The organism is Ferrimonas lipolytica (genome assembly GCF_012295575.1).
Classification (GTDB): domain Bacteria; phylum Pseudomonadota; class Gammaproteobacteria; order Enterobacterales; family Shewanellaceae; genus Ferrimonas; species Ferrimonas lipolytica.
In genome coordinates, this window is the sequence record NZ_CP051180.1 from 77231 (window position 1) to 101548 (window position 24318).

A 24318-nucleotide genomic window follows, 5' to 3' on the forward strand; every position below is an offset into this window, starting at 1 on the left:
GACGTTTTTTGTTGTTACTAAAGCCGGAGGCCTAGTAGTGCCATGGGAACTTAGAGAAGTCCTTAGCGCGTTTTTCTAGGAAGGCATCGCGACCCTCTTGAGCTTCGTCGGTACCATAGGCTAGACGAGTTGCTTCACCGGCAAATAACTGCTGCCCAACCAAACCATCGTCCGGCAGGTTGAAACCGTACTTGAGCATACGCATGGCGGTTGGTGACTTTGAGTTGATCTCTTTAGCCCAATGCAATGCTTCGTTCTCTAGCTCGGCGTGCTCAACTACCTTATTCACCATACCCATTTCAAACGCTTCTTGTGCGGAGTAATTAAAGCCGCAGAAGAAGATCTCGCGAGCACGTTTCTGGCCAATCATCTTGGCGAGGTAAGCGCTGCCGTAGCCAGAATCAAATGAAGCGACGTCAGGATCTGTCTGCTTGAATACCGCGTGCTCTTTAGAGGCGAGGGTAAGATCGCAGACTACGTGAAGGCTGTGGCCGCCACCAACGGACCAACCGGGCACTACGGCAATAACCACCTTAGGCATAAAGCGAATGAGGCGCTGTACCTCTAGGATGTGCAGGCGACCCATACGAGCAATGTCGGCAGTGCCTTCTTCTCCTTCGTACTTGTAGCCATCTTTACCACGGATGCGTTGATCGCCGCCGGAGGAGAATGACCACTGGCCTTTGTGGGACGGGCCATTACCGGTGATAAGTACACAGCCTACGTCAGACCACTGGCGAGCGTGATCCAAAGCAGTATACAGCTCATCCACGGTTTTAGGACGAAAGGCGTTAAGGCAGTCCGCACGGTCAAAGGCGATACGCACGGTGCCTTGATCTTTAGCACGGTGGTAGGTGATGTCTTCAAAGTCAAACCCTGGGACTTTATCCCATAGGGTTGGGTCAAAAATGTCAGATACTGGTTTAGTCATAATCTTATTCGTTTCACTAAGGGATGAAGTAAAGGCTAGGGAGAGTTTGCGCTAGGGTCAAATCATCAACTAACTTTCGCGGTTTAGATCAGCTATTTAGCATGTTGATTAAGGCATCAAGTAGTGGCAGATCCGCTGGTGCCAAGGTAGTTCTATCGACCTGCTGCGGTGCTAACCAACGGTATTGTTCATGGCTGCCGGTTAACTCAATTTGATCACCGTGCCACTGGCATAGGTATCCGTGTAGCTTAACGGTTTTATCGGGGTATTGATGCACTGAGGTCGCAAGATACTCAGTCACGGTGACGTTGATGCTTAACTCCTCCTGTAACTCACGTTCCAAAGCGATTTCTGCCGTTTCACCAGGCTCAACTTTGCCTCCGGGAAATTCCCATAAACCTCCTTGACTGTGTGAACGATGGCGTTGGGCTACAAAAATTTTACCATCGGCGATCATAACCGCCGCAACCACATTGAGAATCATTAGTTATATTTTCTGAATATTGATGCCATACAAAGTGTTTCTCTTATAAAGCTCGGCCTATCGAGATTATCTTCTTAAAAAGTGTTTGGTATCACCTCTAGAGAATGACAATGATCGTTTTGTCGGTGAAATACACCAGTTTAGAGTAATTACTTAATTTGCGAGAGCTAAACTCTCGTGCGAAGGTGAATTTAGCACCGGAGAGATACGCGGCTCGGACATGCCGCACACCAGTCATCTCGCTGGCTTTTAACCCAGTTAGCTAATTCTATTATGCTGCTGGGTCTTTTTTTGATTTTTATTTTTGCATAAAAAAACACCTCGGCGAGCGAGGTGTTTTTATGTTTGGGGGGATTTACTCCTCCAGTAGCTCTGCTTCTAGATCGAAGCAAAAATCGATATCTTCCAACTCTTTGCGAAGACGAGCACGTTCCTTAATTGCTTCAATCTCGCGCCATTTACGCTTTTTTCCACCGCGTGAACGGGTTGGTTTTTCTACCACACTGCCTACCGGCGATCCGTAATCCAGTCGTTCCATAACTTCCCCTTACATACTATGCCCTGTAGTCGTATATGGATATATCATGGACTGGAAACCAGTTGCAACATATTCGCTACAAAAGGCAGTGTTTTCACTTGTTTTAAATATGGCCTTGACGTAGGGCTGCAACCAGCAAATTAGTAGACTCATCCAGTTGATTTGGCTGTGTTTTAGCTTCTATCTCAGCCAAAACGCCGTTGCCTAACGCCTTTCCTAGCTCAACGCCCCACTGATCGAACGAGTTGATGCCCCAAAGCGCCCCTTGAACGAAGGTGCGGTGCTCATAAAGTGCAATCAACGAGCCCAAGGTGAACGGCGTGAGTTTATCCATCAATAGGGTGTTGCTGGGGCGATTACCCGGCATGACTTTATGGCGTGCTAACCGTTCTAGCTCTTCCTCAGCCAAGCCTTGGCCCGCCAACTCTGCTCTAGCCTCAGCTAAGGTTTTGCCCTGCATCAACGCTTGGGTTTGACCAAAGCAATTAGCCGCAAGCATATTATGGTGACCAGCAATCGGGTTGTGACTTTGCAGCGGCAAAATGAAGTCAGCTGGGATAATTCCAGTGCCTTGGTGCAACAACTGGTGGTACGCATGCTGACCATTGGTGCCTTCACCACCCCAGATCACGGGGCCGGTGTGATACTCGATCGGGTTACCTTCTTTGTCGACGCTCTTGCCGTTACTTTCCATATCCAACTGTTGTACGTAAGCGGGGAGGCCACGCAAATAGTGGTCGTAGCTCAAAAGCACTTGGCTTTGGGTACCAAAGAAGTTGCTGTACCACAGCGATAATAAGCCCATAATTGCAGGCATATTTTGCTCTAGTGGTGCTTCACAAAAGTGTTTATCCATCGCTTCGGCGCCACGCAGTAGCTGTTCGAAGTGGTCAAAGCCAACCGCTAAGGCGATTGGTAGGCCAATGGCAGACCATAGCGAGTAGCGTCCGCCTACCCAGTCCCACATTGGGAAGACATTTTCGGCCTTCATACCAAACTCAACAGCAGCAGCAACGTTGGAGCTGATCGCCACGAAATGATCGCCGATAGCCTCTATCGGAACACCGTTAGCAATGAAGTGATCGCGGGCACTTTGGGTATTGGTGATGGTCTCTTGGGTTGAGAACGATTTAGATGACATCACCACTAAAGTCGTCTCGGGATCAATGCGTTTGAGCTTCTCTGCCAATGAGGTGCCATCAACGTTAGCGACAAAGTGCAGTTTAATCCCAGCTTGAGCATATGGGCGCAACGCTTCAGTGGCGACTTTAGGGCCAAGGAAGGAGCCGCCGATGCCGATGGCGATAATATCGGTGAAGGCTTTGTTGCTGTAGCCCGTGAGCACACCTTGGTGAACGTCAGCAACGAACTGTTTCATCTTCGCTAATGTTGCGCTGATTTCTGGAACCACGTTGCTGCCAGTTTCGGTTTCGATGTGGCTGCGTTGACTGTTACGAAGGGCAGTATGGAGCACTGCACGGCCTTCAGTATTGTTGATCGCTTCACCATTAAACATCGCATCACGCAACGGTTCTAAACCCGCTTCACGAGCGAGCTGACACAAGGTGGTGAGCGTGTCATCGGTTAATAGGTTCTTTGAAAAATCGAGCTTAAGCTGGGCAGCTTTGATGGACATTCGCGCAGCACGGCCGGGATCGGCGGTAAAGCTAGCACGAAGTGAGAATTTATCGTAGCTGGTGCGCTGCTGCTGCAGCTGTTGCCACGTGGAAAGTTGAGTCAGTGTAGTCATTATTCCCTTCCCCAGACAATTAACCCGAGCAAAGGCTCGGGCTAAATAATAGTTATTTCAGTTTTATAAACCTAAACGGTTAATAAGCATAGTTTCTAGCTTATTTTGATCGATGGCAAAGTTACGGATCCCCTCGGCCAATTTTTCGGTTGCCATAGGGTCTTGGTTCATCTCCCAGCGGAACTGATTTTCAGACATTGCTGCCGGGCGAGCACTGATCTCACCGGTGTATTCTAGTACGCGGGTAACGGCAACGTCGCTGGCTTCAAGATCAGCTAATAGATTTGGACCAATAGTAAGGCGGTCACAACCAGCTAGGGCTAAGATCTCACCGGTATTACGGAAAGAGGCGCCCATTACTACGGTGTTGTAACCGTGTTGCTTGTAGTACTGGTAGATGCTGGCTACTGATACCACGCCAGGATCGGTTTCAGCGCTGTACTCTTTACCAGTGCTCTTTTTGTACCAATCAAGGATACGGCCAACGAATGGCGAGATCAGGTAAACGTCCGCTTCCGCACAGGCACGAGCTTGGGCGAAGCTAAATAGCAGAGTCAGGTTACAGTTGATTCCTTCCTGCTCCAGCTGCTCAGCGGCACGGATACCTTCCCAGGTTGACGCCAATTTGATCAAGATGCGCTCTGGACCGATACCAGCTTCGTTGTACATCGCCATCAGCTTACGCGCTTTAGCAACGGAGGCTTCAGTATCGAACGATAGGCGTGCGTCTACTTCAGTAGAGATGCGCCCCGGAACCAGTTTCAAGATCTCTAGGCCAATGTTTACTGCAAGTTTGTCAGCAGCGTCTTCCAGTTGGGTTTCGGCATCGCTGCTTTGAGACTTGGCGTAGCTAACGGCATCTTCAATCAGGGCATCGTATTCAGGGATCTGTGATGCCTTAAGGATAAGCGATGGGTTGGTCGTCGCGTCCTCTGGCATGTAGCGACGGATCGCTTCAATGTCGCCGGTATCAGCAACAATGGTAGTGAATGCTTTTAACTGCTCTAGTGCGTTTGCCATTGGCTTTATTTCCATACTGCAATAAGGGGGCATGCGCCCACATCGGGTTTTAATGATCATTAAAGGTGATTTACACTACTTTGCCAACCACTTGCGTAAACTAATTACCAATGGTCTTAAATTTGTCGACCTAAGCGCCATTCACGGGACCATATCGATTATTTTTTGTGAAATTAAACCACAAAGATTAGCTCACTCTATTCATAGTTAAGTTGTTCTGATCGCTTGTCGCAAGCTAGTATCACTTACGGATGTAAAGGTAACTCTCAATTTGCTAGCTGATGATACCAAAGGGTTATCCGTGCAAGCTAAAGGTGAGGCTCTTGTGTGTTTTTTGTTTTCGTGCTGTAGCGAAGATGGTTCGCTGTGACTCGCGTCACCTGCGAATCGGAAGTGGCTGTGTTAATGTGCCGCTCGTTATTAGCGCAGGGGCGTACGATAAGCGCCTTAAACCATAATAAATTAGCGATAAAAAAGCTGATAACTAGCTTGAACCGTTTGCGTTCAAGATGGGAAGTTTACTGTTAGTCACCATATATCACGTCAACTATTATTGTTGGTCGTGGATCTATTGGTGCCCTTAAGAAGAACTAAATATGATTGAATCTATCTCTGCTGCTCTGAACGCAGCCATCGGTTTTGCCAATGGGCTGCTCTGGGGCTCGCTGCTGATCTACGTACTGGTTGCGGCAGGTCTACTATTTACTATTCGTCTCGGTTTTATTCAGTTTCGACTGTTTGGTCACGGTGTCCGCTTGGTCCGTCAAGGTCGCACCAAGACTGATGGCATCTCATCATTCCAAGTATTCTGTACCTCAATGGCGGCACGGGTAGGTACTGGCAACATGGCTGGTGTTGCTGTAGCTATCACCGCCGGTGGCCCTGGCGCAATCTTCTGGATGTGGTTGATTGCTATGCTTGGTATGGCAACTGCATTTGTCGAGTCCACTTTGGCGCAGGTATACAAGGTCCGCGGTGAAGATGGCCAATACCGTGGTGGTCCGGCTTACTACATGGAGCAAGGCTTAGGTAAACGTTGGATGGGCGTACTGTTCTCCGTGCTGCTTATCATCGCCTTTGGTTTTGCTTTTAACTCAGTACAAGCAAACACCATTACTGATGCACTGCATAACGCTTTTGACATCGATAAAGCCATCATTGGTGTGGTAATTACTCTGGTTACGGCTTATGTAATCATGGGTGGCCTGAAGAAGGTAGCTAAGGTATCTGAGCTGATCGTTCCAGTAATGGCAGTCGCTTACTTAGCGCTAGCGGTAATTGTACTGGTGATGAACATTACCGAAGTTCCTGCTGCCTTGACCCTGATTGTCAAAAGTGCCTTTGGTTTTGAACAAGCCGCTGGTGGCGCATTAGGCGCAATCATGGCTGGTGTTGCTCGTGGTCTGTTCTCTAACGAGGCGGGCATGGGTTCTGCAGCAAACATTGCTGCTTCTGCAACGCCAAACCCAAATCACCCTGCTTCTCAGGGTTTTGTCCAGATGATCGGTGTCTTTGTTGATACCATCGTTATCTGTACCGCTTCTGCTGCCATTATCCTACTTTCCGGTGTACTTGATGCATCTGAAGGTCAAAAGGGCATCGGTTTGTTGCAGTTGGCTCTGACCAACGAGCTGGGCGATTGGGCTAAGTACTTCCTGTCGTTTGCTATTGTTCTGTTTTGCTTTAGCTCCATTATTGCTAACTACAGCTACGCTGAAAGCAACATCATGTTCTTGACTAAGAGCAAGCCAATGCTGTTGATCTTCCGTTTGTTGGTGCTGGCCATTGTAATGGTTGGCTCCATGGCTTCGCTAAGCATGGTGTGGAACTTCGCAGATGTATCCATGGGCTTGATGGCTCTGGTTAACATTGCTGCTATCGTGTTGCTGTCTAAAGTCGCTTATGCGGTAATCAAAGATTACGAAGATCAATTGAAGGCGGATAAGACCCCTGAGTTTGATCCTAACCGTATCGCTCGATTGAAAGAGCAGCTGGTATGTAATACTTGGTTTGACGACGAGAAGCACTAAGCCTCGCCGATAATACCAATCGAAAAACCACGTCACTTGACGTGGTTTTTTTCGTTTCGGCCAATGTTATATTGGCCACCATAATAAAGCATGGATAGGAAATCAGATTATGTTGGCAGTTATCTCCCCAGCGAAGAACTTGGATTTTGATACACCGGCTCATGTCGCCAGCTTTTCGCAACCACAGTTGTTGGCTGATGCTGAGGAGTTAATGACAACCTGCAAGCAGTTAACCCCAACTGATCTGGCCTCGTTGATGAAGCTCTCTGACAAGTTAGCTGGGTTAAACGCCGCTCGCTTTGCTGATTGGCACACTCCGTTTACTCCAACGAACGCCAAACCGGCGGTATTGGCCTTTAATGGTGATGTTTATACCGGCTTGGATGCCGCTTCATTAACTGAAGAGCAACTGCAATATGGCCAACAGCACCTACGGATCCTATCGGGCTTATATGGGCTATTGAGGCCTTTGGATCTAATACAGGCCTATCGACTCGAGATGGGCAAGAAGGTCGCGAACACTCGTGGCAAGGATCTTTATCAGTTCTGGGGTAACCAGATCACTGAAGCGCTGTCTGAGGCGATACTAGAGCAGGGCGATGCAGTGCTGATTAACTTGGCTTCGAATGAATACTTCAAATCGGTTAAACCGAAGCTACTTGAAGCCAAAGTGATAACCCCAGTATTTAAGGATTGTAAGAACGGCCAGTACAAGATCATTAGTTTTTATGCCAAGAAGGCTCGTGGCCTGATGACCCGCTTTATGATTGAGAAACAGCCGCAAACACCAAAGGAATTAGAGGCGTTCGATTACGCTGGCTACTATTTCAGTGCCGAGCAATCAACCGCTGAGAGCATGGTGTTTCTGCGCGAAGAGCAGAACTAGTATCCTCTATTTAACGAACACTAAACGCCACAGCATTTGCTGTGGCGTTTTGGTTTATTGGTTAGTTAGTGGTTACTTTGTCGGTATTGGAATTGGACGGAAGTTACTTTCGGAGTTAGCCATCAACCAGGTGAATACGGTGTATACGGCCGACGATTGTTGAATCGCCGCCGGTGGCACCTTATCGAGGGTATCGTCAGGGGTATGGTGATAATCAAAATAATCGGTTCCGTCTAGCGCGAGCCCAGCAACAGGTACCCCAAGTGGAGGCAGTACTGACATATCTGGCCCCCCCCAGCTGTTGTTATTACCGCGCTTTACCCCTAGGGATTCTAGCTGCTTAGCCATGGCATCAAAGTCAGCCAAGGCGTGCTCTCCCACGCGGCTGTGAATCTTATAGATTGGACCCGCGCCAAAGTCGGCCTCTGCGGCGATGTAGTGGTTACTCAGTTCCGCTTGGTGGGCATCTCGATAGGCTTTGGCGCCCACTAAACCGATCTCTTCAGCGGCAAATAGCACCACCCGGATGGTTCGTTCAGGCGTGAGATTGGCATCAATGATCTGTTTAGCTGCAGCAACAACGATCCCCACACCTGCGCCATCATCGAGTGCTCCGGTACCTTCATCCCATGAATCAAGGTGGGCGCCAATCAATACAATCTCATCGGCCTTGCTGCTGCCGCTAATCTCACCGATGACGTTGTATGAGGTTTTAGGGGGAAACGCTTGGTTTTTTACGTTAAGGGTTACTTCCACGTGCGGATCCCGTTGTAGCATCCGCGTAAGTTGGTCGGCATCTGGCGCCGATAGCGTTACCGCCGGAACTTGGGCAATACCAGCGGCGTAACGCATTACCCCGGTGTGGGCAAAGCGGTGACTGTCGGTGCCTACCGAGCGCAGCATCAGTCCAACCGCCCCTTTGCTGGCTGCGATAGAGGCACCTTTACTGCGGGCTGTGACGACGGGGCCATAACCGCGCCCATCGCGGGAGCGTTCCATTTTATGGTCGATAAACGCTAATTTACCATCGAGGCTTTTAGCTGCCGCCGCTTCCAGCTCCGCCAAATTAGCAAACCGGACGATTTCAGCGGTAATACCATCTGGTGGGGTACTAACCGAATTACCTAACGCGGTAATCAGCAACGGCTGCGGGAAGGGGCTAGTTACCTTAGCGGCAATGCCACCACGTTCCCAATGAGGGACTTCAACCGGCTCGAGGTACACCTTATCGAACCCCATTTGTTCGAATCGGGCCTTTGCCCAGGCGACGGCCCGAGCGTCGTTAACGGTACCTGGTAAGCGCGGACCGATCTCGGTAGTGAGATCCGCAACGATTTGATAAGCCGCATCAGAGGCCATGGCTTGTAGTTGTAGTTGTTCTGCTATTTCTATGGTTTGTGGCGAAAATGGGCTAGCCAAAGCACTGGCGCTGAAAAGCGAAAAAGCGAGGATGGCGCGTTGCATAATGTCCCTGCAATGATGTTAATTCCTTTAGAGGGACACCATAGCAAATGCAAGCTGTTGCAGCTCAAGGCTTTATGTAACGGAGAATGACATAGTGGAAATCAGGCATAAAAAAACCGACCCAAGGGTCGGTTTTTAATTCTGTGCAATCGAAACTCTATTACAGAGCTTTGATCTTAGCAGCCAAGCGGCTCTTAGCACGAGCAGCTTTGTTTTTGTGGATCAGGCCTTTAGTGGCCATGCGGTCCAGGATAGGCTGGGCAGCAGTAAAAGCTTCAGTAGCAGCAGCTTTATCGCCAGAAGCGATAGCAGCAATTACTTTTTTGGTCAGGGTGCGCATCATGGAGCGACGAGAAGCGTTGTGTTGACGACGCTTCTCTGCTTGGATGGCACGCTTCTTAGCAGACTTGATGTTAGCCAAGTGCGAACTCCTAAAAACGGTGCGGTCTGGATTCTTACAAGGGTCGCGAATTTACGCATTTCATTCGCCAATGTCAATGACGACGAGCAAAATGACACCAATATATTGGCCCAGAAACCAATTTTGGCCTTCTACAACCCTACGGTTTAAGATGGTGCGAAATTCTAGCAGCATTCCTGCCACGGTGACAGTAGTCGTACACTTTTTTTGCAGACTATTACGTCATTGAAGATAAATTCAGCACTTTTTCGGTTCAAATGGGTACTTTCGTTGAGTAAAAAATTAATGCGGTCAGGATTGATCGTCAGCAGCATGACGCTGGTATCCCGAGTGTTGGGGTTGGTGCGCGATGTCGTGGTAGCTAACCTTATGGGCGCTGGGGCTGCCGCCGACGTGTTTTTCCTCGCCAATAAAATCCCTAACTTTCTGCGCCGGTTGTTTGCTGAAGGCGCATTTGCGCAGGCATTTGTGCCGGTATTAGCCGATTATTACCATAATCGTCCTGATGAAGTGAAGCAGTTGTTGGCTCGGGTTAGTGGCACCTTAGGTACCATTATTACGGTGGTCACGCTGTTGGGGGTGATTGGCTCACCGGTGTTAGCAGCACTGTTTGGTACAGGTTGGTTTATCGATTGGCTTAATGATGCCCCAGGCGGTGAAAAATTTGAGCTAGCGTCGCTGATGCTCAAAATTACTTTTCCCTATTTATGGTTTATCACCTTAACGGCACTCTCTGGCGCCATTCTTAATACCTTAGGCCGGTTTGCCGTTGCAGCCTTTACGCCGGTGTTTCTCAATGTCGCCATTATCGGTTGTGCGCTGCTATTAGCTCCGCAATTGGCGCGACCTGAACTGGCCTTAGCGTGGGGGGTGTTTCTCGGTGGCTTAATCCAATTCCTGTTTCAAATTCCATTTCTTTACCGTAGCAATATGTTGGTGCGCCCGCGTTGGGGTTGGAACGATCCTGGGGTAGTTAAGATCCGCACCTTGATGATCCCAGCGATGTTTGGGGTTTCAGTAAGTCAGATCAACCTGCTGTTCGATACCATTATTGCTAGCTTCTTGATGACCGGCTCCATCAGTTGGCTCTACTATTCTGATCGTTTGCTGGAGTTCCCGCTGGGTCTGTTTGGCATTGCTATCGCGACGGTTATCTTGCCGGCACTCTCGCAAAATAAAGCTGAAGGTGATCCGAGTCAGTTCGCCAGCACGATGGACTGGGGTGTGCGTTCGGTTTTACTGGTCGGCATTCCGGCGATGCTGGGCTTGATGGTGTTGGCTCAACCGATGTTAATGGTGTTGTTTATGCGTGGTGAGTTTACCGTTGAGCACAGCCAAATGGCGTCGATGAGTTTGCTTGCCTATGCCTCCGGCTTGCTCAGCTTTATGTTAGTTAAGGTGTTAGCGCCGGGCTACTACGCTCGGCAAGATACGAAAACTCCGGTGCGCTACGGTATTATCGCCATGGTCGCCAATATGGGCTTTAACATCATTCTGGCTATCCCATTTGGGTATGTTGGCTTAGCGTTAGCTACGGCGGCATCCGCTACTTTAAATGCCGGTTTACTCTATCGTGGTTTGGTTAAGCAACAGGTGTATCAAGTTAGTCACCATAGCCTTAGCTTGATAGCCAAAATGATGGTTGCTGGGGTCATTATGGCGGCGACGGTAGCCTATGCGTCACCAGCAGAAGCGCAATGGCTGGCTTGGGACTTTGCCGAGCGTGCTATGTGGCTGTTTACCTACATCGCCTTGGGTGGGGCAACCTACGTTTTATCGTTACTGGTTATGGGGATCCGCCCGCGCCACCTGCGTACGGCGTAACGGTTTTACCTGTGCAGTTAAAGGAATGACGTGACAGTGGCGAAACTTCGCCACTGTCCGCTGTGCACTCCATTGGTATTACCCCTAAGCTGGGGTATAATCCGGCGATTTTCATAGCAAAAGATAAACTATCCCCTATGGAGTTAGTGCGCGGGATTTATAATCTCACCCCAAAACATCATGGTTGTGTGTTAACCATTGGCAATTTCGATGGTGTCCACCAAGGCCATGCTGCGGTTATTGCTCGCTTAGTCGAAGTAGCCAAATTGCACCAAGTGCCGGCAACGGTGATGTTATTCGATCCTCAGCCGCAAGAGTTTTTCGCGGGCGACAATGCACCTGCTCGGTTGAGTTTGCTTCGAGACAAGCTAACCCGATTGAGTCAGCTGGGTGTCGAGCGAGTGTTGTGTGTTCGTTTTAATCAGAAGTTTGCTGATTATCACCCCCAACAGTTTGTCGAGCAGTTGTTGGTTAATCAGCTTGGGGTTCGCCACTTAGTAGTGGGAGATGATTTTTGCTTTGGTAAAGCGCGCCAAGGCAACTATGCCATGCTGCAGCAAGCCGGCGAGCAACATGGCTTTACCGTGCAAGACACGGCCAGCTGTTTGTTAGCTAAGGCGCGGATTTCCAGCACCTTAATTCGACAGGCACTGGCGCAAGGCGATCTAGCCGCAGCACAACAGATGTTGGGTTACCCTTATCGGATCAGCGGGCGAGTAGCTCATGGTGACAAGTTGGGTCGCACCTTAAACTTCCCAACGGCAAACATTCCGCTGAAACGCAAGGTGGTACCGGTTCGTGGCGTATACGCGGTAACGGTTCAATTAGCCAGCGGCGAGCGAAAACTCGGTGTAGCCAATGTTGGTTCGCGACCAACGGTGCGCGGCAATATTTGTCGATTAGAAGTACATATATTCGATTTTGCTGGCGATATTTATGGTCAGCAACTGCAGGTTCAGCTGGTTAGCTGGCTGCGGGATGAACAACGCTTTGAGTCACTTGATGCACTTAAAGCTCAAATTAGCGCAGACGTAGCCAAGGCCAAAGCCTGCTTGTCTGCACCTGAATACTTAGTTTGAACTCCTTGATGGTGAAGCCCTAAATGGTTGATTACAAAACGACTCTGAACCTACCGGAAACTGAATTCCCAATGCGTGGCAACCTTGCCAATCGGGAACCGGAAATGTTGAAAAACTGGGACGAAAAGGCGCTGTACAAAGCGATTCGTGCCAGTCGTCAGGGCGCCAAGCCATTTATTTTGCATGATGGTCCTCCGTACGCGAACGGCGATATTCATATCGGCCATTCAGTCAACAAGATCCTCAAAGACATCATTATTAAGTCTAAGACCTTAGCTGGTTTCGACGCCCCATACGTTCCGGGTTGGGATTGTCACGGCTTGCCGATTGAGCTGAAGGTTGAAGGTAAAGTAGGTAAGCCTGGCCATAAGGTTACTGCGGCAGAGTTCCGTGAGAAGTGCCGTGAATACGCAGCTAAACAGGTTGATGGCCAGAAGGCTGATTTTATCCGTTTGGGCGTATTGGGTGAGTGGGATAAGCCATACCTGACCATGGACTTCGGTACCGAAGCCAACATCATCCGCTCTTTGTCGAAAATCATCGATAATGGCCACTTGCATAAAGGCGCTAAGCCTGTGCACTGGTGTACGGACTGTGGCTCTGCTTTGGCTGAAGCTGAAGTAGAGTATGAAGACAAGACCTCTCCGGCCATCGATGTGAAATTCGTTGCTGCCGACGAAGCGGCTGTTGCGGCTAAATTTGACGGCGCAGCGGGCACTGGCCCAATCAGCGCTGTTATCTGGACTACCACTCCGTGGACCTTGCCAGCCAACCGTGCGATTTCACTGCACGCTGAAGTTCAGTATGCCTTGGTGCAGCTGGATGGCGAACGGTTGATCCTCGCCGCTGATCTGGTTAAGTCCGTGATGGAACGTGCCGGTATCGACAGCTTCAAAGAGTTGGGTTACTGCCAAGGTGCTGCATTGGAGCTGATGCTGTTCCAACACCCATTCTACGATTTCACCGTGCCTGCAATCCTGGGCGATCACGTAACCACCGAATCCGGTACCGGATGTGTACACACCGCACCAGGCCATGGTCAAGACGATTTCATCGTTGGTAACAAGTACGGCTTGGAAGTTGCTAACCCCGTTGGCAACAATGGCGTTTACCTGCCAGACACCGAGTTGTTTGCTGGTCAGCATGTATTCAAAGCCAATGATTCAGTGATCGAAGTGTTGAAACAAAACGACGCATTGCTTCACATTGAAGCATTCCGTCACAGTTACCCACATTGCTGGCGCCACAAGACGCCAATCATCTTCCGTGCTACGCCGCAGTGGTTCATATCTATGGATCAAGCGGGCCTGCGTCAGCGTTCCCGTGAAGAGATCGAGAAGGTGCAATGGTTACCAGATTGGGGCCAAGCCCGTATCGATACCATGGTTGCCAACCGTCCAGACTGGTGTATCTCCCGTCAACGTACTTGGGGGGTGCCAATCGCACTGTTTACTCATAAAGAGACCCAAGAACTTCACCCGAATACCATCGAATTGATGGAGCAGGTAGCGAAGCTGGTGGAAGAGAAAGGCATTCAAGCTTGGTGGGATCTTGATTCTGCTGAGCTACTGGGTGACGACGCGGCTAACTACGACAAAGTGCAAGACACCTTAGACGTATGGTTCGACTCTGGCGTGTCGCATCACAGTGTGGTTGATGCTCGTGAAGAGTTTAAAGGTCAGCCAGCCGATTTGTACCTTGAAGGTTCTGATCAGCACCGTGGCTGGTTTATGTCGTCACTGATTTCATCCACTGCGATGAAGAACAAAGCCCCTTACCGCCAAGTGCTAACTCACGGTTTCACCGTAGATGGCAAGGGTCGTAAGATGTCTAAGTCTATCGGTAACGTAATGAGCCCACAGCATGTAGTTAACAAGCTGGGTGCCGATATCCTGCGTCTATGGGTTGCTTCAACCGACTACGCCGGTGAGATGACCGTTTCTGATGAGATCCTAAAACGTTCTGCTGATGCATACCGTCGAATCCGTAATACTTCGCGCTTCCTGCTGGCCAACATGAATGGCTTTAATCCAGCCACAGATATGGTTGCTCTGGAAGATATGGTGGCCTTGGATCGCTGGGTTGTGGGTCGCGCTCATAGCCTGCAGCAAGAGATTATCACTGCTTACGATCAGTACAACTTCCATCAGGTTACACAAAAACTGATGCACTTCTGTTCAGTAGAGTTAGGCAGCTTCTACTTAGACATCATTAAAGATCGTCAGTACACCACCAAAGGTGACAGTGTTGCTCGTCGCTCTTGTCAGAGTGCCTTGTTCCTTATTTCAGAAGCGATGGTGCGCTGGATGGCACCTATTTTAAGCTTTACCGCTGACGAGATCTGGGCGCAGCTGCCTGGTGAGCGTGACCAGTTTGTGTTTACCCAAGACTGGTTCGATGGCTTAGCGCCAATGGATGATAACGCGGCGCTAGACGACAGCCAGTGGCAGCAGTTGGTTGACGTGTTAGCTGCACTAAACAAATCGTTGGAAGCGGCTAAGAAAGATGGCATTAAAAACCGTCTGGGCGCAGACGTCACCCTGTACGCCGATGGCGAACTGAAAGCGTTGCTGGAGAAGCTGGGTGACGAACTGCGCTTTGCGTTGATCACCTCCAATGTCACTATCGCTGATTTGACTGATGCTACCGATGCAGTAGCAACCGAGCTAGAAGGCTTTAAGGTGAAACTGACCAAGAGCGAAGCTCAGAAGTGTGAGCGTTGCTGGCACCATCGTGAAGACGTAGGCAGCATTGAAGCACACCCAACCCTATGTGGTCGCTGTGTAACTAACGTTGATGGCGAAGGGGAAGCACGCACTTATGCTTAAGGAAGCTTGGGCTAACCGCCCAGCGCAATGGACGCGCAGTGGTTGCGCTTGGCTGTGGCTGGCAGTGATTTCACTGCTGGCTGACCAAGCCACCAAGTTATGGGTAGCAGCTAATTTCGATTACGGCGTGCGCTTGGAATTTATTCCATACGTAAACCTTACCTATGTTCATAACCCAGGTGCCGCCTTTAGTTTCCTAGCGGATGCTGGTGGCTGGCAGCGTTGGGGCTTTGCTATCTTTGCCACCATTGTCAGTGTGGCGCTTATCGCCATGCTGCGCGCCGAGCGCAAAGAGAACAAGATGATCAACATCAGCTATGCACTGATCATCAGTGGTGCCATCGGTAACCTGATTGACCGGGTCGCCTACGGTTATGTGATCGACTTTATCGATTTTTTCGTCGGTAACTGGCACTGGCCAGCGTTTAACATTGCCGACAGCGCCATCTGTATTGGTGCGGTACTTATGATTTTGGATTCGTTGCTGCAACCTAAGCAGCCGAAGGAGGCTCAATGAGCAACTTAGTAGTAGGGCCTGGTTCCCATGTATTTATGCACTTCAATGTTGGCCTAACCGATGGCAGCGTTGCTGACAGCACCCGTGCTCACGGTCAACCTGCTCGGCTAACCTTAGGTGACGGCAGTTTGAGCCCAGGTATGGAAAAAGAGTTACTGGGGTTAGCTAAAGGGGACACTAAGAAGTTTACCCTTGAAGCGGATCAGGCCTTTGGCCAATCCAACCCAGACAACCTACAACATATGACTCGCACTCAGTTTGCCGCAGACGCCGATATGACCGTTGGCACCATTATGGCGTTTGATGCGCCGGACGGTAACCAATACCCAGGTGTTATCCGTGAGGTTGCTGGTGACTCAGTGACCGTAGATTTCAACCACCCACTGGCGGGCCAAACGGTTGTATTTGATGTAGAGATTCTGGACGTCGTTGCCAAGGAGGCGTAATGAAGGTCGTAATGGCTAATCCACGTGGGTTCTGCGCTGGGGTTGATCGTGCGATCACCATTGTAGAGCGTGCGTTAGAGTTGTTTGAAAAGCCGATCTATGTTCGTCACGAAGTGGTGCATAACCGCTATGTGGTGGAAGGACTGCGCAATCGCGGTGCGGTATTTATCGATCACTTGGTGGATGTGCCAGACAACAGCATCGTTATCTTTTCTGCCCATGGTGTTTCACAGGCGGTTCGTGATGAAGCGAAGCAACGTGGCCTCAAGGTGTTTGATGCCACTTGCCCGTTGGTAACCAAGGTTCATATGCAGGTTACCCGTGCCAGCCGTAAAGGGATTGAGTGTGTGCTCATCGGCCATGCTGGTCACCCTGAAGTCGAAGGCACTATGGGTCAGTATGATAACGCGGATGGTGGCATCTACCTGATTGAGTCGCCAGAAGACGTGGCGGCCATGCAGGTAAAAGATGAAACCAACCTTACCTTCGTTACTCAGACTACGCTCTCAATGGACGATACCGCGGCGGTGATTGATGCGTTACGACAACGCTTCCCCGTGATTGAGGGACCCCGTAAAGATGATATCTGCTACGCCACTCAAAACCGCCAAGATGCGGTACGTGAGCTGGCATTGAAAAGCCAGTTGGTTTTGGTTGTGGGCTCTAAGAACTCCTCCAACTCGAACCGTTTGCGCGAGCTGGCAGAGAAATCTGGTAGCCGTGCACACCTAGTTGATGGCGCCGAAGATCTTCAGCCAGAATGGTTCGATGGTATTGATACCATCGGCGTTACTGCAGGTGCCTCCGCCCCAGAGGTATTGGTTCAAGGGGTTGTGGCGGCCTTGAAACAGTTAGGGGCCGCTACAGTCGAGGAAGCCAGTGGCGCCGAAGAGAACGTGGTATTCCATGTTCCTGCTGAACTGCGCTAACTTATCGCTGCCGACATAACGAACAAGCCAGTCATATGACTGGCTTTTTGCTTTTCTAATGGCTAACAGTTGCCGGGTTTGTTGTTATAGCGAATGCCACCAGTAGCGCTAATGGTGATCTGACGGCGAAGCGGATGGTCGGCACTGAGTGGACAGTAACGAATTGAGCCAGTATTGCCGGTAAATCCGTCAGGAGTGAAACGAACCTGATTACGGCTTGAGCGGATCAGATCTTTAGAGTCAATGGGCCCGCGTTCAAGCAGTAACTGGTCATCATCATCGAACTGTCCCTTGGTTGCCCCATCAATGAAGACGGCGTAGCCTTGCGTCCAATCGTTATGACATTGGTTGGCTTGATCCAATGGGCAGGTGGTTACCGTATTGTGATTGTTAACTGCTAAATGACGCCCGAACTTAAGATCTTGATAGATAGTACTTATTTCTGCTGAGGCGCGAGAATACGCCATTGAGTAAACCCACGAAGGCCTCATCACCAGCAGTAAAATAGTGACTACCGCCATAGTTATAACAACTTCAATTAGGTTGAATCCTTTGCTTACATACATTGGTGAGATCATCAGTGTTGTCAGCAATAATGCTTGGATGAGTTTGATTCGATCCATTTGCTGTCGTTAAGTTAGTGGTGTACTCCTGTGTTGTTGGTAAACGTTGTTATGACCTTTATTGGCTCAGGTACAGTCACTAGTTGCGGTCGCTTTGGCTATGACGCCAGTAACAGAGATGGTCAGCTCTTTTTTATGATTGCCGTCTTTAGCGGTGGCGCAATAACGAATGGTGGTGTTATTACTAACAAAACCGTCGGAACTAAATCGATACTGTGTGGCAGCATCAAGGTAATCGTCCTCATTAAATTCCGCTCGTGTTTGTAGTAGCTCGTCACTGGCAGAATTAAACTGATTTGCTGTACCAGCATCAACAAATATAGTGTAACCGTTGCTCCAGTCATTATGGCAGTTATTGTTGTTATCAAGAGGGCAGACGGTTACCGAGTTTTGGTATGCAGCGGCAAGCTGACGAGCGTAGGTTAAGTCTTTATATAAACTATCGATACTGGTTTCTACTCGATGGTATTGAAGCAATTGCGTAAACGATGGCACTCCAACACTAAGCATAATCCCAGCTATTGTTAGTGTAATCAGTAGCTCTAATAAGGTTAAGCCATCTTGGTGTTTCATTGGTACTTCCTGAAATTGACAATTTCGACCATATAGAAATCTATTTGTTGAACTAGTATCGATTCGGTTTACGTTTCACCTTGAGTGATTATAAGCTGACATTTTTAGTCTCTGCCAATCTTATTATTACCGAGCGATTGAATTATCATTAACTTAACATTGTGGCAACCAAATTTACCCATTGTGTTGTTAATGAATTCTACTGTCGCTAGTGCTATTTTTATATTTGCTAATTAACACATTGAATTAAATTGGGAAAAGCTATCTTCTTACATTTTTAATCTAACTTGTTTAGGATGTACAAAGTAATATTGGGTTTTTTATTTCTATTTTAAATAGGGATTCTGACATGGATGTTAGACATAGTAATATTCATCAGCGAGGCTTTACGCTGATCGAAGTAATGGTGGCAGGTGTCGTACTGAGTATTGGTTTGCTCGGCGTATTCCAACTGCATTTGTATACTAAACGCAGTAGCCATGCCTCTATCAACTATGCAGAAGCCGCCTATATGGCAGCCGACATGCTCGACCGCATCCGCTTAAACCCTAATCAGCGCGACAACTATGTATTGTCTAATTACGACAATGGCAGCGGCTACGGCAGTATCTTTGTTGCTCAACCTGACAGCAGTCAGCACTGCACTAAAAATCCGCTCGACAGTAGTATCAACGAATGCACCCCAGAACAGCTGCGTGCTTGGGATCAATATCAATGGAATGAAACCCTTAAAGGCACGAACGCCACGATTGCAGGGGTCAATATTGGTGCGGTGCCAGGGTTAGTCGGCTGTATTTTCGTATCCGGAAACGACGTTGAGGTTGTTATCTCATGGCAGGGGTTGGTAGACAGCAGCGATGCCGCAGATCGGGTTGGTAACTCGAGTAATGCCAAAAGCTGCGGTGCCAGCGGTACTAAGCGGCGGCAGGTTGTCTTAAACAGCGTAATAATGGATACCGTATGATTAAGCAAAGAGGCTTAACCTTACCTGAGCTAATGGTTTCTATGGTTGTGGGGTTGTTCATCTTAGGTGCGACCTACGTTGTATTTAGCATGTCTTCAAGCAGCGTGCACTCGACCGGACAGCATAGCCAGTTACAAGAGAGCGCCCGCATGGGACTGCGTATGTTGCAAAACGATATCGCCCAAGTGGGTTTTTTCGGCGACTTAACCGGCACCGATTTGATGCCTGGGGTGACTGTCTCGACCACATCAGCGTCGTTAAATAGCGCACTTGATTGCGTTGGTGACGGCCTCAACAATGCTAGCTTCCCCTCAACCCATTCGACCAATCAGCATTTTCATTTCCGCACTATTTGGGCATCCCATAAAACATCCGCACAAAAAGCGATCAGCTGTGAGAGCGCAACCAACGGTGTTTTAGTTGGTACCGACGTTTTACAGCTAAAGCGACTCGATGGCACAGCACTGGCGGATCCTGCGGTTAGGGATATGGATGAAGCCTATTTTGTAATGAATACGAATGAAGGAGCATTTCATATTGGCAGTGGCACCATGCCGACCTTTAGTGCCAGCAAAGCCTATCGCTATATTCATCGGGTCTATTACGTTAAGAACAATACCGCTGGGATCCCGTCGCTCTACATGCATGACTTGAGCTCAGCCGGAATGGCATCGGCAACGGCGCTGGTTGAGGGGGTTGAAGATATTGAATATGAGTTTGGTGTCGATCAAGACGGCGATAGCGTGGCTGATACCTTTTTGGCAACTGTTGATGTTAGCGACGAGATCTGGGATGAAGCGGGCATAGCTAGAATTGTAGCGGTCCGTATTCACATGATTGTGATGAGCGTGTCAGAGGACAGTAATTACCTAACGGACACCGTTACCTATTCGATGCCAAGTGGGCCGGACAATATAAGCAACGACGGCCACCGCAGGAAAAAGGTAGCAATCACCGTGATGATGCGTAATCCGATTTTTGTTAACCAAAGGAACGGTATATGAGCAAGCAAACGGGCATCGCCTTAGTTTCAAGTATCTTGCTTCTTTTGACGTTAACTCTAGTTGCCGTTTCATTGGCTGACCGTAGTCGCTTAACGGTTCAGATGGCGGCTGCTGGGGTGGCCAGAGAGGAGGCCAATCAGCAGGTTAATGGTATCCAAGAGGAGTTTATTGACCAGCAACGGCAGCTCAGTGGCAGTAGCGCCTTTGTGGTAACGCCGAGCACTAACACTGGGCCGAATCAGGTCAACTTTTTGGCCGAGACGGGATGCAGAAGGAGCCGCAATGCCACTTCCAGTGGGGTGATTGTCTGTCGGCAAAGCGAGTTAATCAGCACAGCAGTGTTTGGTCGAAATGACCGAGGTAGCCTGTCTGTCATCTCTGGGATTGAACAGCCAGTTTTGCAATCGTTAGGGAACTAGGATGAAAAGATTAAGCATAGGGAGCGGTGTTGCTCTGTACCTGTTTTGTGGTTTGCAAGCCAGTAGTGCTGATGACACTGAACTGTATGTCTCTAACGGTTCCTTGGTAGCGAATTCTCGGCCGAAAGTGCTCTTGGTGATGGATACCTCTGGATCAATGGCGTGGAAGCTAGAAAATACCTCGCTCCCTTTCGACCCCAGCAAGACCTACTCAACGGGCAAACGAATTTTCTACGTTATTGGCAATGATGGTGACGACTTGCCAGACCCCTCTTCCAGTACCGAAAAGCGGGTGTTAGCGGCGAGCACTAACGGGTGTAACTATGCTCAGCAGCAACATGGACTAAGTTGGAGATATTCGCGGCTTGAATACACCGGTTACATCACCGACCAATTCCAATACTTTGATTACGCAGATAACAACAATCAGTGGAAAGATTTTCCCGAACAATTTAGCGCCGATAATAAAGACACCGTTATTGAGTGTTATCAGGACTTGAGTGATGCCGATGCCGTGAATGCCTCGTCATCCAATTTTACTAACACCGGCTTTCCGTTAAACACCGCACAGGCGTATGACAATATCGCAGTGACGGCCAGTGCCAGTGAGCGACAAGAAGCGGCAGCCAATTCGATAGCAGCAACCGGAATCGATGAGGCTCCAATTGTTACTATCTACTCCGAGAACTACCTAGCGTGGTACCACAGTCGCAATGAGAGCCAAAATCTAGGCAACCCAACGCGCATCGAGGTAGCTAAAGACGTACTTATCCGCCTCATTGACTCTACCCCAGGGGTAGATTTTGGCTTAGCCATTTATAACCGCAGCCATAACGGTGGGCGCGTCATTCATGGCATTGAACCAACCGATTCAGACCGACGTTTAGTGCTGCAACAAACCATTGATGATTTGGTTGCTAATGGGGGCACGCCGTATGCTGAAACGGGTTTTGAGATGTATCGTTACTTTCGCGGCGGAAAGCCTTTATTAACTAATAGAGTCAAAGATTTAACGCCGAAATATGATAGTAGCGTTATCAACTCGTCAGGTGACTACATTAGCCCCTTCGACACCTGTCAAAGTGAAGCCTACATGGTATTTATGTCTGATGGCGCCCCAGAATCAGATAATGACTTCGATTATAAGATTCTCGGAGAAGACTACGATACTGAAGATGGCGAACCGTTTTCCATCACCACTGCGTCCAAATACGTCCATTCAGGAAAACGTACTAAATATTCTAATGGGAATTGGTACGAGCAAAATTTTACCATTAATAGTTATTTTCCGGCGTTAGCTGAAGGAATGTCGAAGAAGGTCGATATGGCGCCACTGATTCAAGGGCGGCAAGCGGTTAAGGTTTATCCGGTTGGCTTTGGTTTTTCAAGTGACTCGGTGGAGTCCAGCTTCGGTGAGGAGATCGCTGAAAGGGCTGACACTGAAGCCTACGAAGCGAATGACGCCACCTCGTTGCAGAGTTCCTTCAAGGAGATTATCGGTACCATTTTGGCTAAAAATGCCGCATTTACCTCTCCTTCGGTTGCTGCCAGTAACTTTGACCGAACCCAGACGCTGGATTCTGTCTACTACTCCATGTTCCTGCCCAGTGATCGTCCCCGTTGGTCCGGTAACTTAAAAAAGCTCAAACTCGATAGCGACGGTAACATTGTCGGTACCGGAACTACTGGCGGTGATTTAGCCGGGGTTGACGCTGATGGTGAGATTGCTGATGACACCTGTACCTACTGGACCAGTAAAGCAACCTGTGCGGCAGCCGGCGGTGGTGGCGATGGCAATGATGTCTTGGTTGGTGGCGCGGTGGAGTCGATAACGCCAAGCAGTCGTAAGATTTTAACCATCCCAGCAACAGGCACTGGTGTGCTGGTTAATCTTACCCTTGCCAGTCTTCAAGCCAGCGTCGGTAGTGACGAGAATCTGCGCTCGGCTCTCCAAGTAGATAGTGCGGCCGATCTGAGTAAATATGTCGCTTGGCTTGAAGGTTTTGATGTTGATGATGAAGATGAGGACGGCAGTAGCAGCGATGCTCGCAGTGCCCTGATTGGTGACCCGTTACACTCCAAGCCGTTAGCTATTGATTACGGCAGCGGCTATGGTACTCGCGTTATCATGGGCTCCAATCATGGCTATCTACACATGTTTAAAGATAAGGGCACCTCAGTTGAAGAGAGCTGGGCTTTTTATCTCCCAGATATGTTGCCAACCCTAGATGAACTGCGACAAAACGAGCAAACCGGTGGGCATACGGTCTACGGCATCGATGGTTCGCCGACCGCTTACGTGCTGCAAAGTGATAACAATGCCACCATTGGCAGCGGCGATAAGGTCTGGTTGTACTTCGGTCTTCGACGCGGCGGGCGTGGTTATTACGCCATGGACATCACCAATCCTGATGCACCTAAGATGATGTGGCGTCTGGATCATACCGATAATGACTTTACTGAACTCGGTCAGTCTTGGTCAGAACCGGTAATAACTACCATTCCACGGGCTGGGGATGATGCCGGTAAGCCGGTATTGATCTTCGGTGCTGGCTACGATGAGCGTAAAGACGCCATCAGTGTTGGCAGTACCGATACCATGGGCCGTGGGATCTTTATTGTCGACGCGGAAACCGGAGCACTGGTGCATCGATTCATTGCCGACGGTACCGGTGACGATACCACCAATGTGGCAATAACCGATTCAATCCCGGCTACCGTGACCGTAATGGACAGCGATGCCGATGGTGTTACCGATCGGCTTTATGCTACCGATACTGGCGGTAATATCTGGCGTATCGATTTGGTCGGTACTGACAGCAGCCAATGGAGTGCTTATAAGTTTGCTGAACTTGGGGGCGATACAGTGGTTAGCGACCGACGCTTTTTTGCTGGGGTAAGCGTGGCCCAAACCTCAGCGGAGATGCGCGAAACCGTATCAATCTCTGGGAGTGGTAGTGGATCAACTTCGGTGACGGTATCCAAAGAGATCCCCTATGACGCGGTATTGGCTGGCTCCGGCAATCGTGCTCATCCCAATGCAACGGGTACCGATAACTACCTATTCGCGTTAAAAGATCTCAATATTGTCAGCCAAAATTGGCCATCTGATGGTTTGCCTGAGCCCATTAAGGTTGCCAACCTATACAGCGTAGCCGGCGATCCCTTTACTACCGATGGAGCCAGTGAGCAGGAGTATTTGGATTTGAGCGAAGCTAAAGGTTGGTATCTGCCGCTGGTTGAACGAGAGAAGGCGCTGGCACAACCGGTTGCCATCGCTGGGATAGCCTATTTCACTACCTTTACCCCCGGAGAAGTGGACAGCGCTACCTGTTTATCCAGTGGCGGTGGGCAGTTGTATGGATTGGGCTTGCAGCAAGGGCTGCATGTTGTCACCACCTCATTAGGAGACAGCTTGCCCGACTCGCCGCAATTAGTTGTGGCGCCAGCTCCTGAAAGTGTTGGTTCCGACTGGAGCCCTGAATTAAGACTTATCGCGCCTGATCTGGTCAACGATACCGACACTACGCAAACAGGGCTGATGCTCACGCCGAGTCGTGTTTACTATCAATATGGGGCGCAATAACG

21 protein-coding genes are annotated in these 24318 nt (G+C 49.4%); 12 read left to right on the plus strand and 9 right to left on the minus strand.

The annotated features are described in order from the left end of the window. Window positions 1–31: 31 nt before the first annotated feature. From HER31_RS00345 to tal, 5 genes are all read right to left on the minus strand, one after another. A complete protein-coding gene (locus HER31_RS00345; RefSeq protein WP_168658748.1) occupies window positions 32–931 on the minus strand; it encodes a 1,4-dihydroxy-2-naphthoyl-CoA synthase in 900 nt (299 codons plus the stop codon). Between the two features lie 88 nt (window positions 932–1019). Then, entirely contained in the window at window positions 1020–1415 is a 396-nt protein-coding gene (locus HER31_RS00350) for a (deoxy)nucleoside triphosphate pyrophosphohydrolase (protein ID WP_168658749.1), read from the minus strand. Window positions 1416–1770: 355 nt separating this feature from the next. Beyond that, entirely contained in the window at window positions 1771–1953 is a 183-nt protein-coding gene (locus HER31_RS00355; RefSeq protein ID WP_168658750.1) for a DUF3545 family protein, read from the minus strand. A 103-nt stretch (window positions 1954–2056) separates the two neighbouring features. After that, window positions 2057–3703, minus strand: coding sequence for a glucose-6-phosphate isomerase (gene pgi, locus HER31_RS00360; protein WP_168658751.1), 1647 nt, complete (start codon window positions 3701–3703; stop codon window positions 2057–2059). Between the two features lie 63 nt (window positions 3704–3766). After that, entirely contained in the window at window positions 3767–4723 is a 957-nt protein-coding gene (gene tal, locus HER31_RS00365; RefSeq protein ID WP_168658752.1) for a transaldolase, read from the minus strand. Window positions 4724–5319: 596 nt separating this feature from the next. Here tal and HER31_RS00370 point away from each other — a divergent pair. Next, on the plus strand, window positions 5320–6753 hold the full coding sequence (locus HER31_RS00370) for an alanine/glycine:cation symporter family protein (RefSeq protein WP_168658753.1): 1434 nt from the start codon (window positions 5320–5322) through the stop codon (window positions 6751–6753). A gap of 109 nt (window positions 6754–6862) precedes the next feature. Then, window positions 6863–7639, plus strand: a complete 777-nt coding sequence (gene yaaA, locus HER31_RS00375) for a peroxide stress protein YaaA (RefSeq protein ID WP_168658754.1) — start codon at window positions 6863–6865, stop codon at window positions 7637–7639. Between the two features lie 72 nt (window positions 7640–7711). Here yaaA and HER31_RS00380 read toward each other — a convergent pair whose 3' ends face one another. Further along, window positions 7712–9103, minus strand: a complete 1392-nt coding sequence (locus tag HER31_RS00380; protein ID WP_168658755.1) for a M20/M25/M40 family metallo-hydrolase — start codon at window positions 9101–9103, stop codon at window positions 7712–7714. 160 nt (window positions 9104–9263) lie between these two features. After that, window positions 9264–9524, minus strand: a complete 261-nt coding sequence (gene rpsT, locus HER31_RS00385; RefSeq protein ID WP_168658756.1) for a 30S ribosomal protein S20 — start codon at window positions 9522–9524, stop codon at window positions 9264–9266. 270 nt (window positions 9525–9794) lie between these two features. Here rpsT and murJ point away from each other — a divergent pair, with 270 nt between their 5' ends. From murJ to ispH, 6 genes are all read left to right on the plus strand, one after another. Then, window positions 9795–11348: a murein biosynthesis integral membrane protein MurJ gene (gene murJ / locus HER31_RS00390; protein WP_168658757.1), complete on the plus strand. Its 1554-nt coding sequence runs from the start codon at window positions 9795–9797 to the stop codon at window positions 11346–11348. A 137-nt stretch (window positions 11349–11485) separates the two neighbouring features. Further along, on the plus strand, window positions 11486–12427 hold the full coding sequence (gene ribF / locus HER31_RS00395; protein WP_168658758.1) for a bifunctional riboflavin kinase/FAD synthetase: 942 nt from the start codon (window positions 11486–11488) through the stop codon (window positions 12425–12427). Window positions 12428–12450: 23 nt separating this feature from the next. After that, window positions 12451–15255, plus strand: a complete 2805-nt coding sequence (ileS, locus tag HER31_RS00400; RefSeq protein WP_168658759.1) for an isoleucine--tRNA ligase — start codon at window positions 12451–12453, stop codon at window positions 15253–15255. Beyond that, complete coding sequence (lspA, locus tag HER31_RS00405) at window positions 15248–15772, plus strand: signal peptidase II (RefSeq protein WP_168658760.1); 525 nt, start codon at window positions 15248–15250, stop codon at window positions 15770–15772. The genes ileS and lspA overlap by 8 nt, the downstream gene beginning before the upstream one ends. Then, window positions 15769–16218, plus strand: a complete 450-nt coding sequence (gene fkpB, locus HER31_RS00410; RefSeq protein ID WP_168658761.1) for an FKBP-type peptidyl-prolyl cis-trans isomerase — start codon at window positions 15769–15771, stop codon at window positions 16216–16218. Before lspA ends, fkpB begins: the two co-directional genes overlap by 4 nt. After that, window positions 16218–17147 carry a 4-hydroxy-3-methylbut-2-enyl diphosphate reductase gene (ispH, locus tag HER31_RS00415; RefSeq protein WP_168658762.1) on the plus strand — a complete coding sequence of 310 codons (930 nt, stop codon included), beginning with the start codon at window positions 16218–16220 and terminating at the stop codon, window positions 17145–17147. The genes fkpB and ispH overlap by 1 nt, the downstream gene beginning before the upstream one ends. 62 nt (window positions 17148–17209) lie before the next feature. On the opposite strand, the gene HER31_RS00420 is transcribed toward ispH, so the two are convergent. Both HER31_RS00420 and HER31_RS00425 read right to left on the minus strand, forming a co-directional pair. After that, entirely contained in the window at window positions 17210–17770 is a 561-nt protein-coding gene (locus tag HER31_RS00420) for a GspH/FimT family pseudopilin (protein WP_168658763.1), read from the minus strand. Window positions 17771–17836: 66 nt separating this feature from the next. Then, window positions 17837–18343, minus strand: a complete 507-nt coding sequence (locus HER31_RS00425) for a GspH/FimT family pseudopilin (RefSeq protein WP_168663041.1) — start codon at window positions 18341–18343, stop codon at window positions 17837–17839. Window positions 18344–18692: 349 nt separating this feature from the next. On the opposite strand from HER31_RS00425, the gene pilV reads away from it, so the two are divergent. Genes pilV through HER31_RS00445 form a run of 4 tightly spaced genes read left to right on the plus strand, consistent with a single transcriptional unit; the run spans window position 18693 to window position 24316 of the window. Further along, window positions 18693–19307: a type IV pilus modification protein PilV gene (gene pilV, locus HER31_RS00430; protein ID WP_168658764.1), complete on the plus strand. Its 615-nt coding sequence runs from the start codon at window positions 18693–18695 to the stop codon at window positions 19305–19307. Continuing rightward, window positions 19304–20311: a PilW family protein gene (locus HER31_RS00435; RefSeq protein WP_168663043.1), complete on the plus strand. Its 1008-nt coding sequence runs from the start codon at window positions 19304–19306 to the stop codon at window positions 20309–20311. Before pilV ends, HER31_RS00435 begins: the two co-directional genes overlap by 4 nt. Beyond that, window positions 20308–20730, plus strand: coding sequence for a pilus assembly protein PilX (locus HER31_RS00440; RefSeq protein ID WP_168658765.1), 423 nt, complete (start codon window positions 20308–20310; stop codon window positions 20728–20730). Before HER31_RS00435 ends, HER31_RS00440 begins: the two co-directional genes overlap by 4 nt. A 1-nt stretch (window position 20731) precedes the next feature. Then, window positions 20732–24316 (plus strand): pilus assembly protein, encoded by a 3585-nt coding sequence (locus tag HER31_RS00445; protein ID WP_168658766.1) that lies wholly within the window; start codon window positions 20732–20734, stop codon window positions 24314–24316. Window positions 24317–24318 lie beyond the last annotated feature (2 nt).

What these genes read in the sequence shown, in the direction of transcription:
- lspA (WP_168658760.1), top strand. Translation starts at nt 15,248, where the DNA reads ATGCTTAAGGAAGCTTGGGCTAACCGCCCAGCGCAATGGACGCGCAGT.
- HER31_RS00435 (WP_168663043.1), top strand. Translation starts at nt 19,304, where the DNA reads ATGATTAAGCAAAGAGGCTTAACCTTACCTGAGCTAATGGTTTCTATG.
- HER31_RS00445 (WP_168658766.1), top strand. Translation starts at nt 20,732, where the DNA reads ATGAAAAGATTAAGCATAGGGAGCGGTGTTGCTCTGTACCTGTTTTGT.
- HER31_RS00425 (WP_168663041.1), bottom strand. Translation starts at nt 18,343, where the DNA reads ATGAAACACCAAGATGGCTTAACCTTATTAGAGCTACTGATTACACTA.
- ribF (WP_168658758.1), top strand. Translation starts at nt 11,486, where the DNA reads ATGGAGTTAGTGCGCGGGATTTATAATCTCACCCCAAAACATCATGGT.
- ispH (WP_168658762.1), top strand. Translation starts at nt 16,218, where the DNA reads ATGAAGGTCGTAATGGCTAATCCACGTGGGTTCTGCGCTGGGGTTGAT.
- tal (WP_168658752.1), bottom strand. Translation starts at nt 4,723, where the DNA reads ATGGCAAACGCACTAGAGCAGTTAAAAGCATTCACTACCATTGTTGCT.
- HER31_RS00355 (WP_168658750.1), bottom strand. Translation starts at nt 1,953, where the DNA reads ATGGAACGACTGGATTACGGATCGCCGGTAGGCAGTGTGGTAGAAAAA.
- HER31_RS00345 (WP_168658748.1), bottom strand. Translation starts at nt 931, where the DNA reads ATGACTAAACCAGTATCTGACATTTTTGACCCAACCCTATGGGATAAA.
- HER31_RS00370 (WP_168658753.1), top strand. Translation starts at nt 5,320, where the DNA reads ATGATTGAATCTATCTCTGCTGCTCTGAACGCAGCCATCGGTTTTGCC.
- HER31_RS00420 (WP_168658763.1), bottom strand. Translation starts at nt 17,770, where the DNA reads ATGGATCGAATCAAACTCATCCAAGCATTATTGCTGACAACACTGATG.
- pilV (WP_168658764.1), top strand. Translation starts at nt 18,693, where the DNA reads ATGGATGTTAGACATAGTAATATTCATCAGCGAGGCTTTACGCTGATC.
- HER31_RS00380 (WP_168658755.1), bottom strand. Translation starts at nt 9,103, where the DNA reads ATGCAACGCGCCATCCTCGCTTTTTCGCTTTTCAGCGCCAGTGCTTTG.
- yaaA (WP_168658754.1), top strand. Translation starts at nt 6,863, where the DNA reads ATGTTGGCAGTTATCTCCCCAGCGAAGAACTTGGATTTTGATACACCG.
- fkpB (WP_168658761.1), top strand. Translation starts at nt 15,769, where the DNA reads ATGAGCAACTTAGTAGTAGGGCCTGGTTCCCATGTATTTATGCACTTC.
- HER31_RS00440 (WP_168658765.1), top strand. Translation starts at nt 20,308, where the DNA reads ATGAGCAAGCAAACGGGCATCGCCTTAGTTTCAAGTATCTTGCTTCTT.
- HER31_RS00350 (WP_168658749.1), bottom strand. Translation starts at nt 1,415, where the DNA reads ATGATTCTCAATGTGGTTGCGGCGGTTATGATCGCCGATGGTAAAATT.
- pgi (WP_168658751.1), bottom strand. Translation starts at nt 3,703, where the DNA reads ATGACTACACTGACTCAACTTTCCACGTGGCAACAGCTGCAGCAGCAG.
- ileS (WP_168658759.1), top strand. Translation starts at nt 12,451, where the DNA reads ATGGTTGATTACAAAACGACTCTGAACCTACCGGAAACTGAATTCCCA.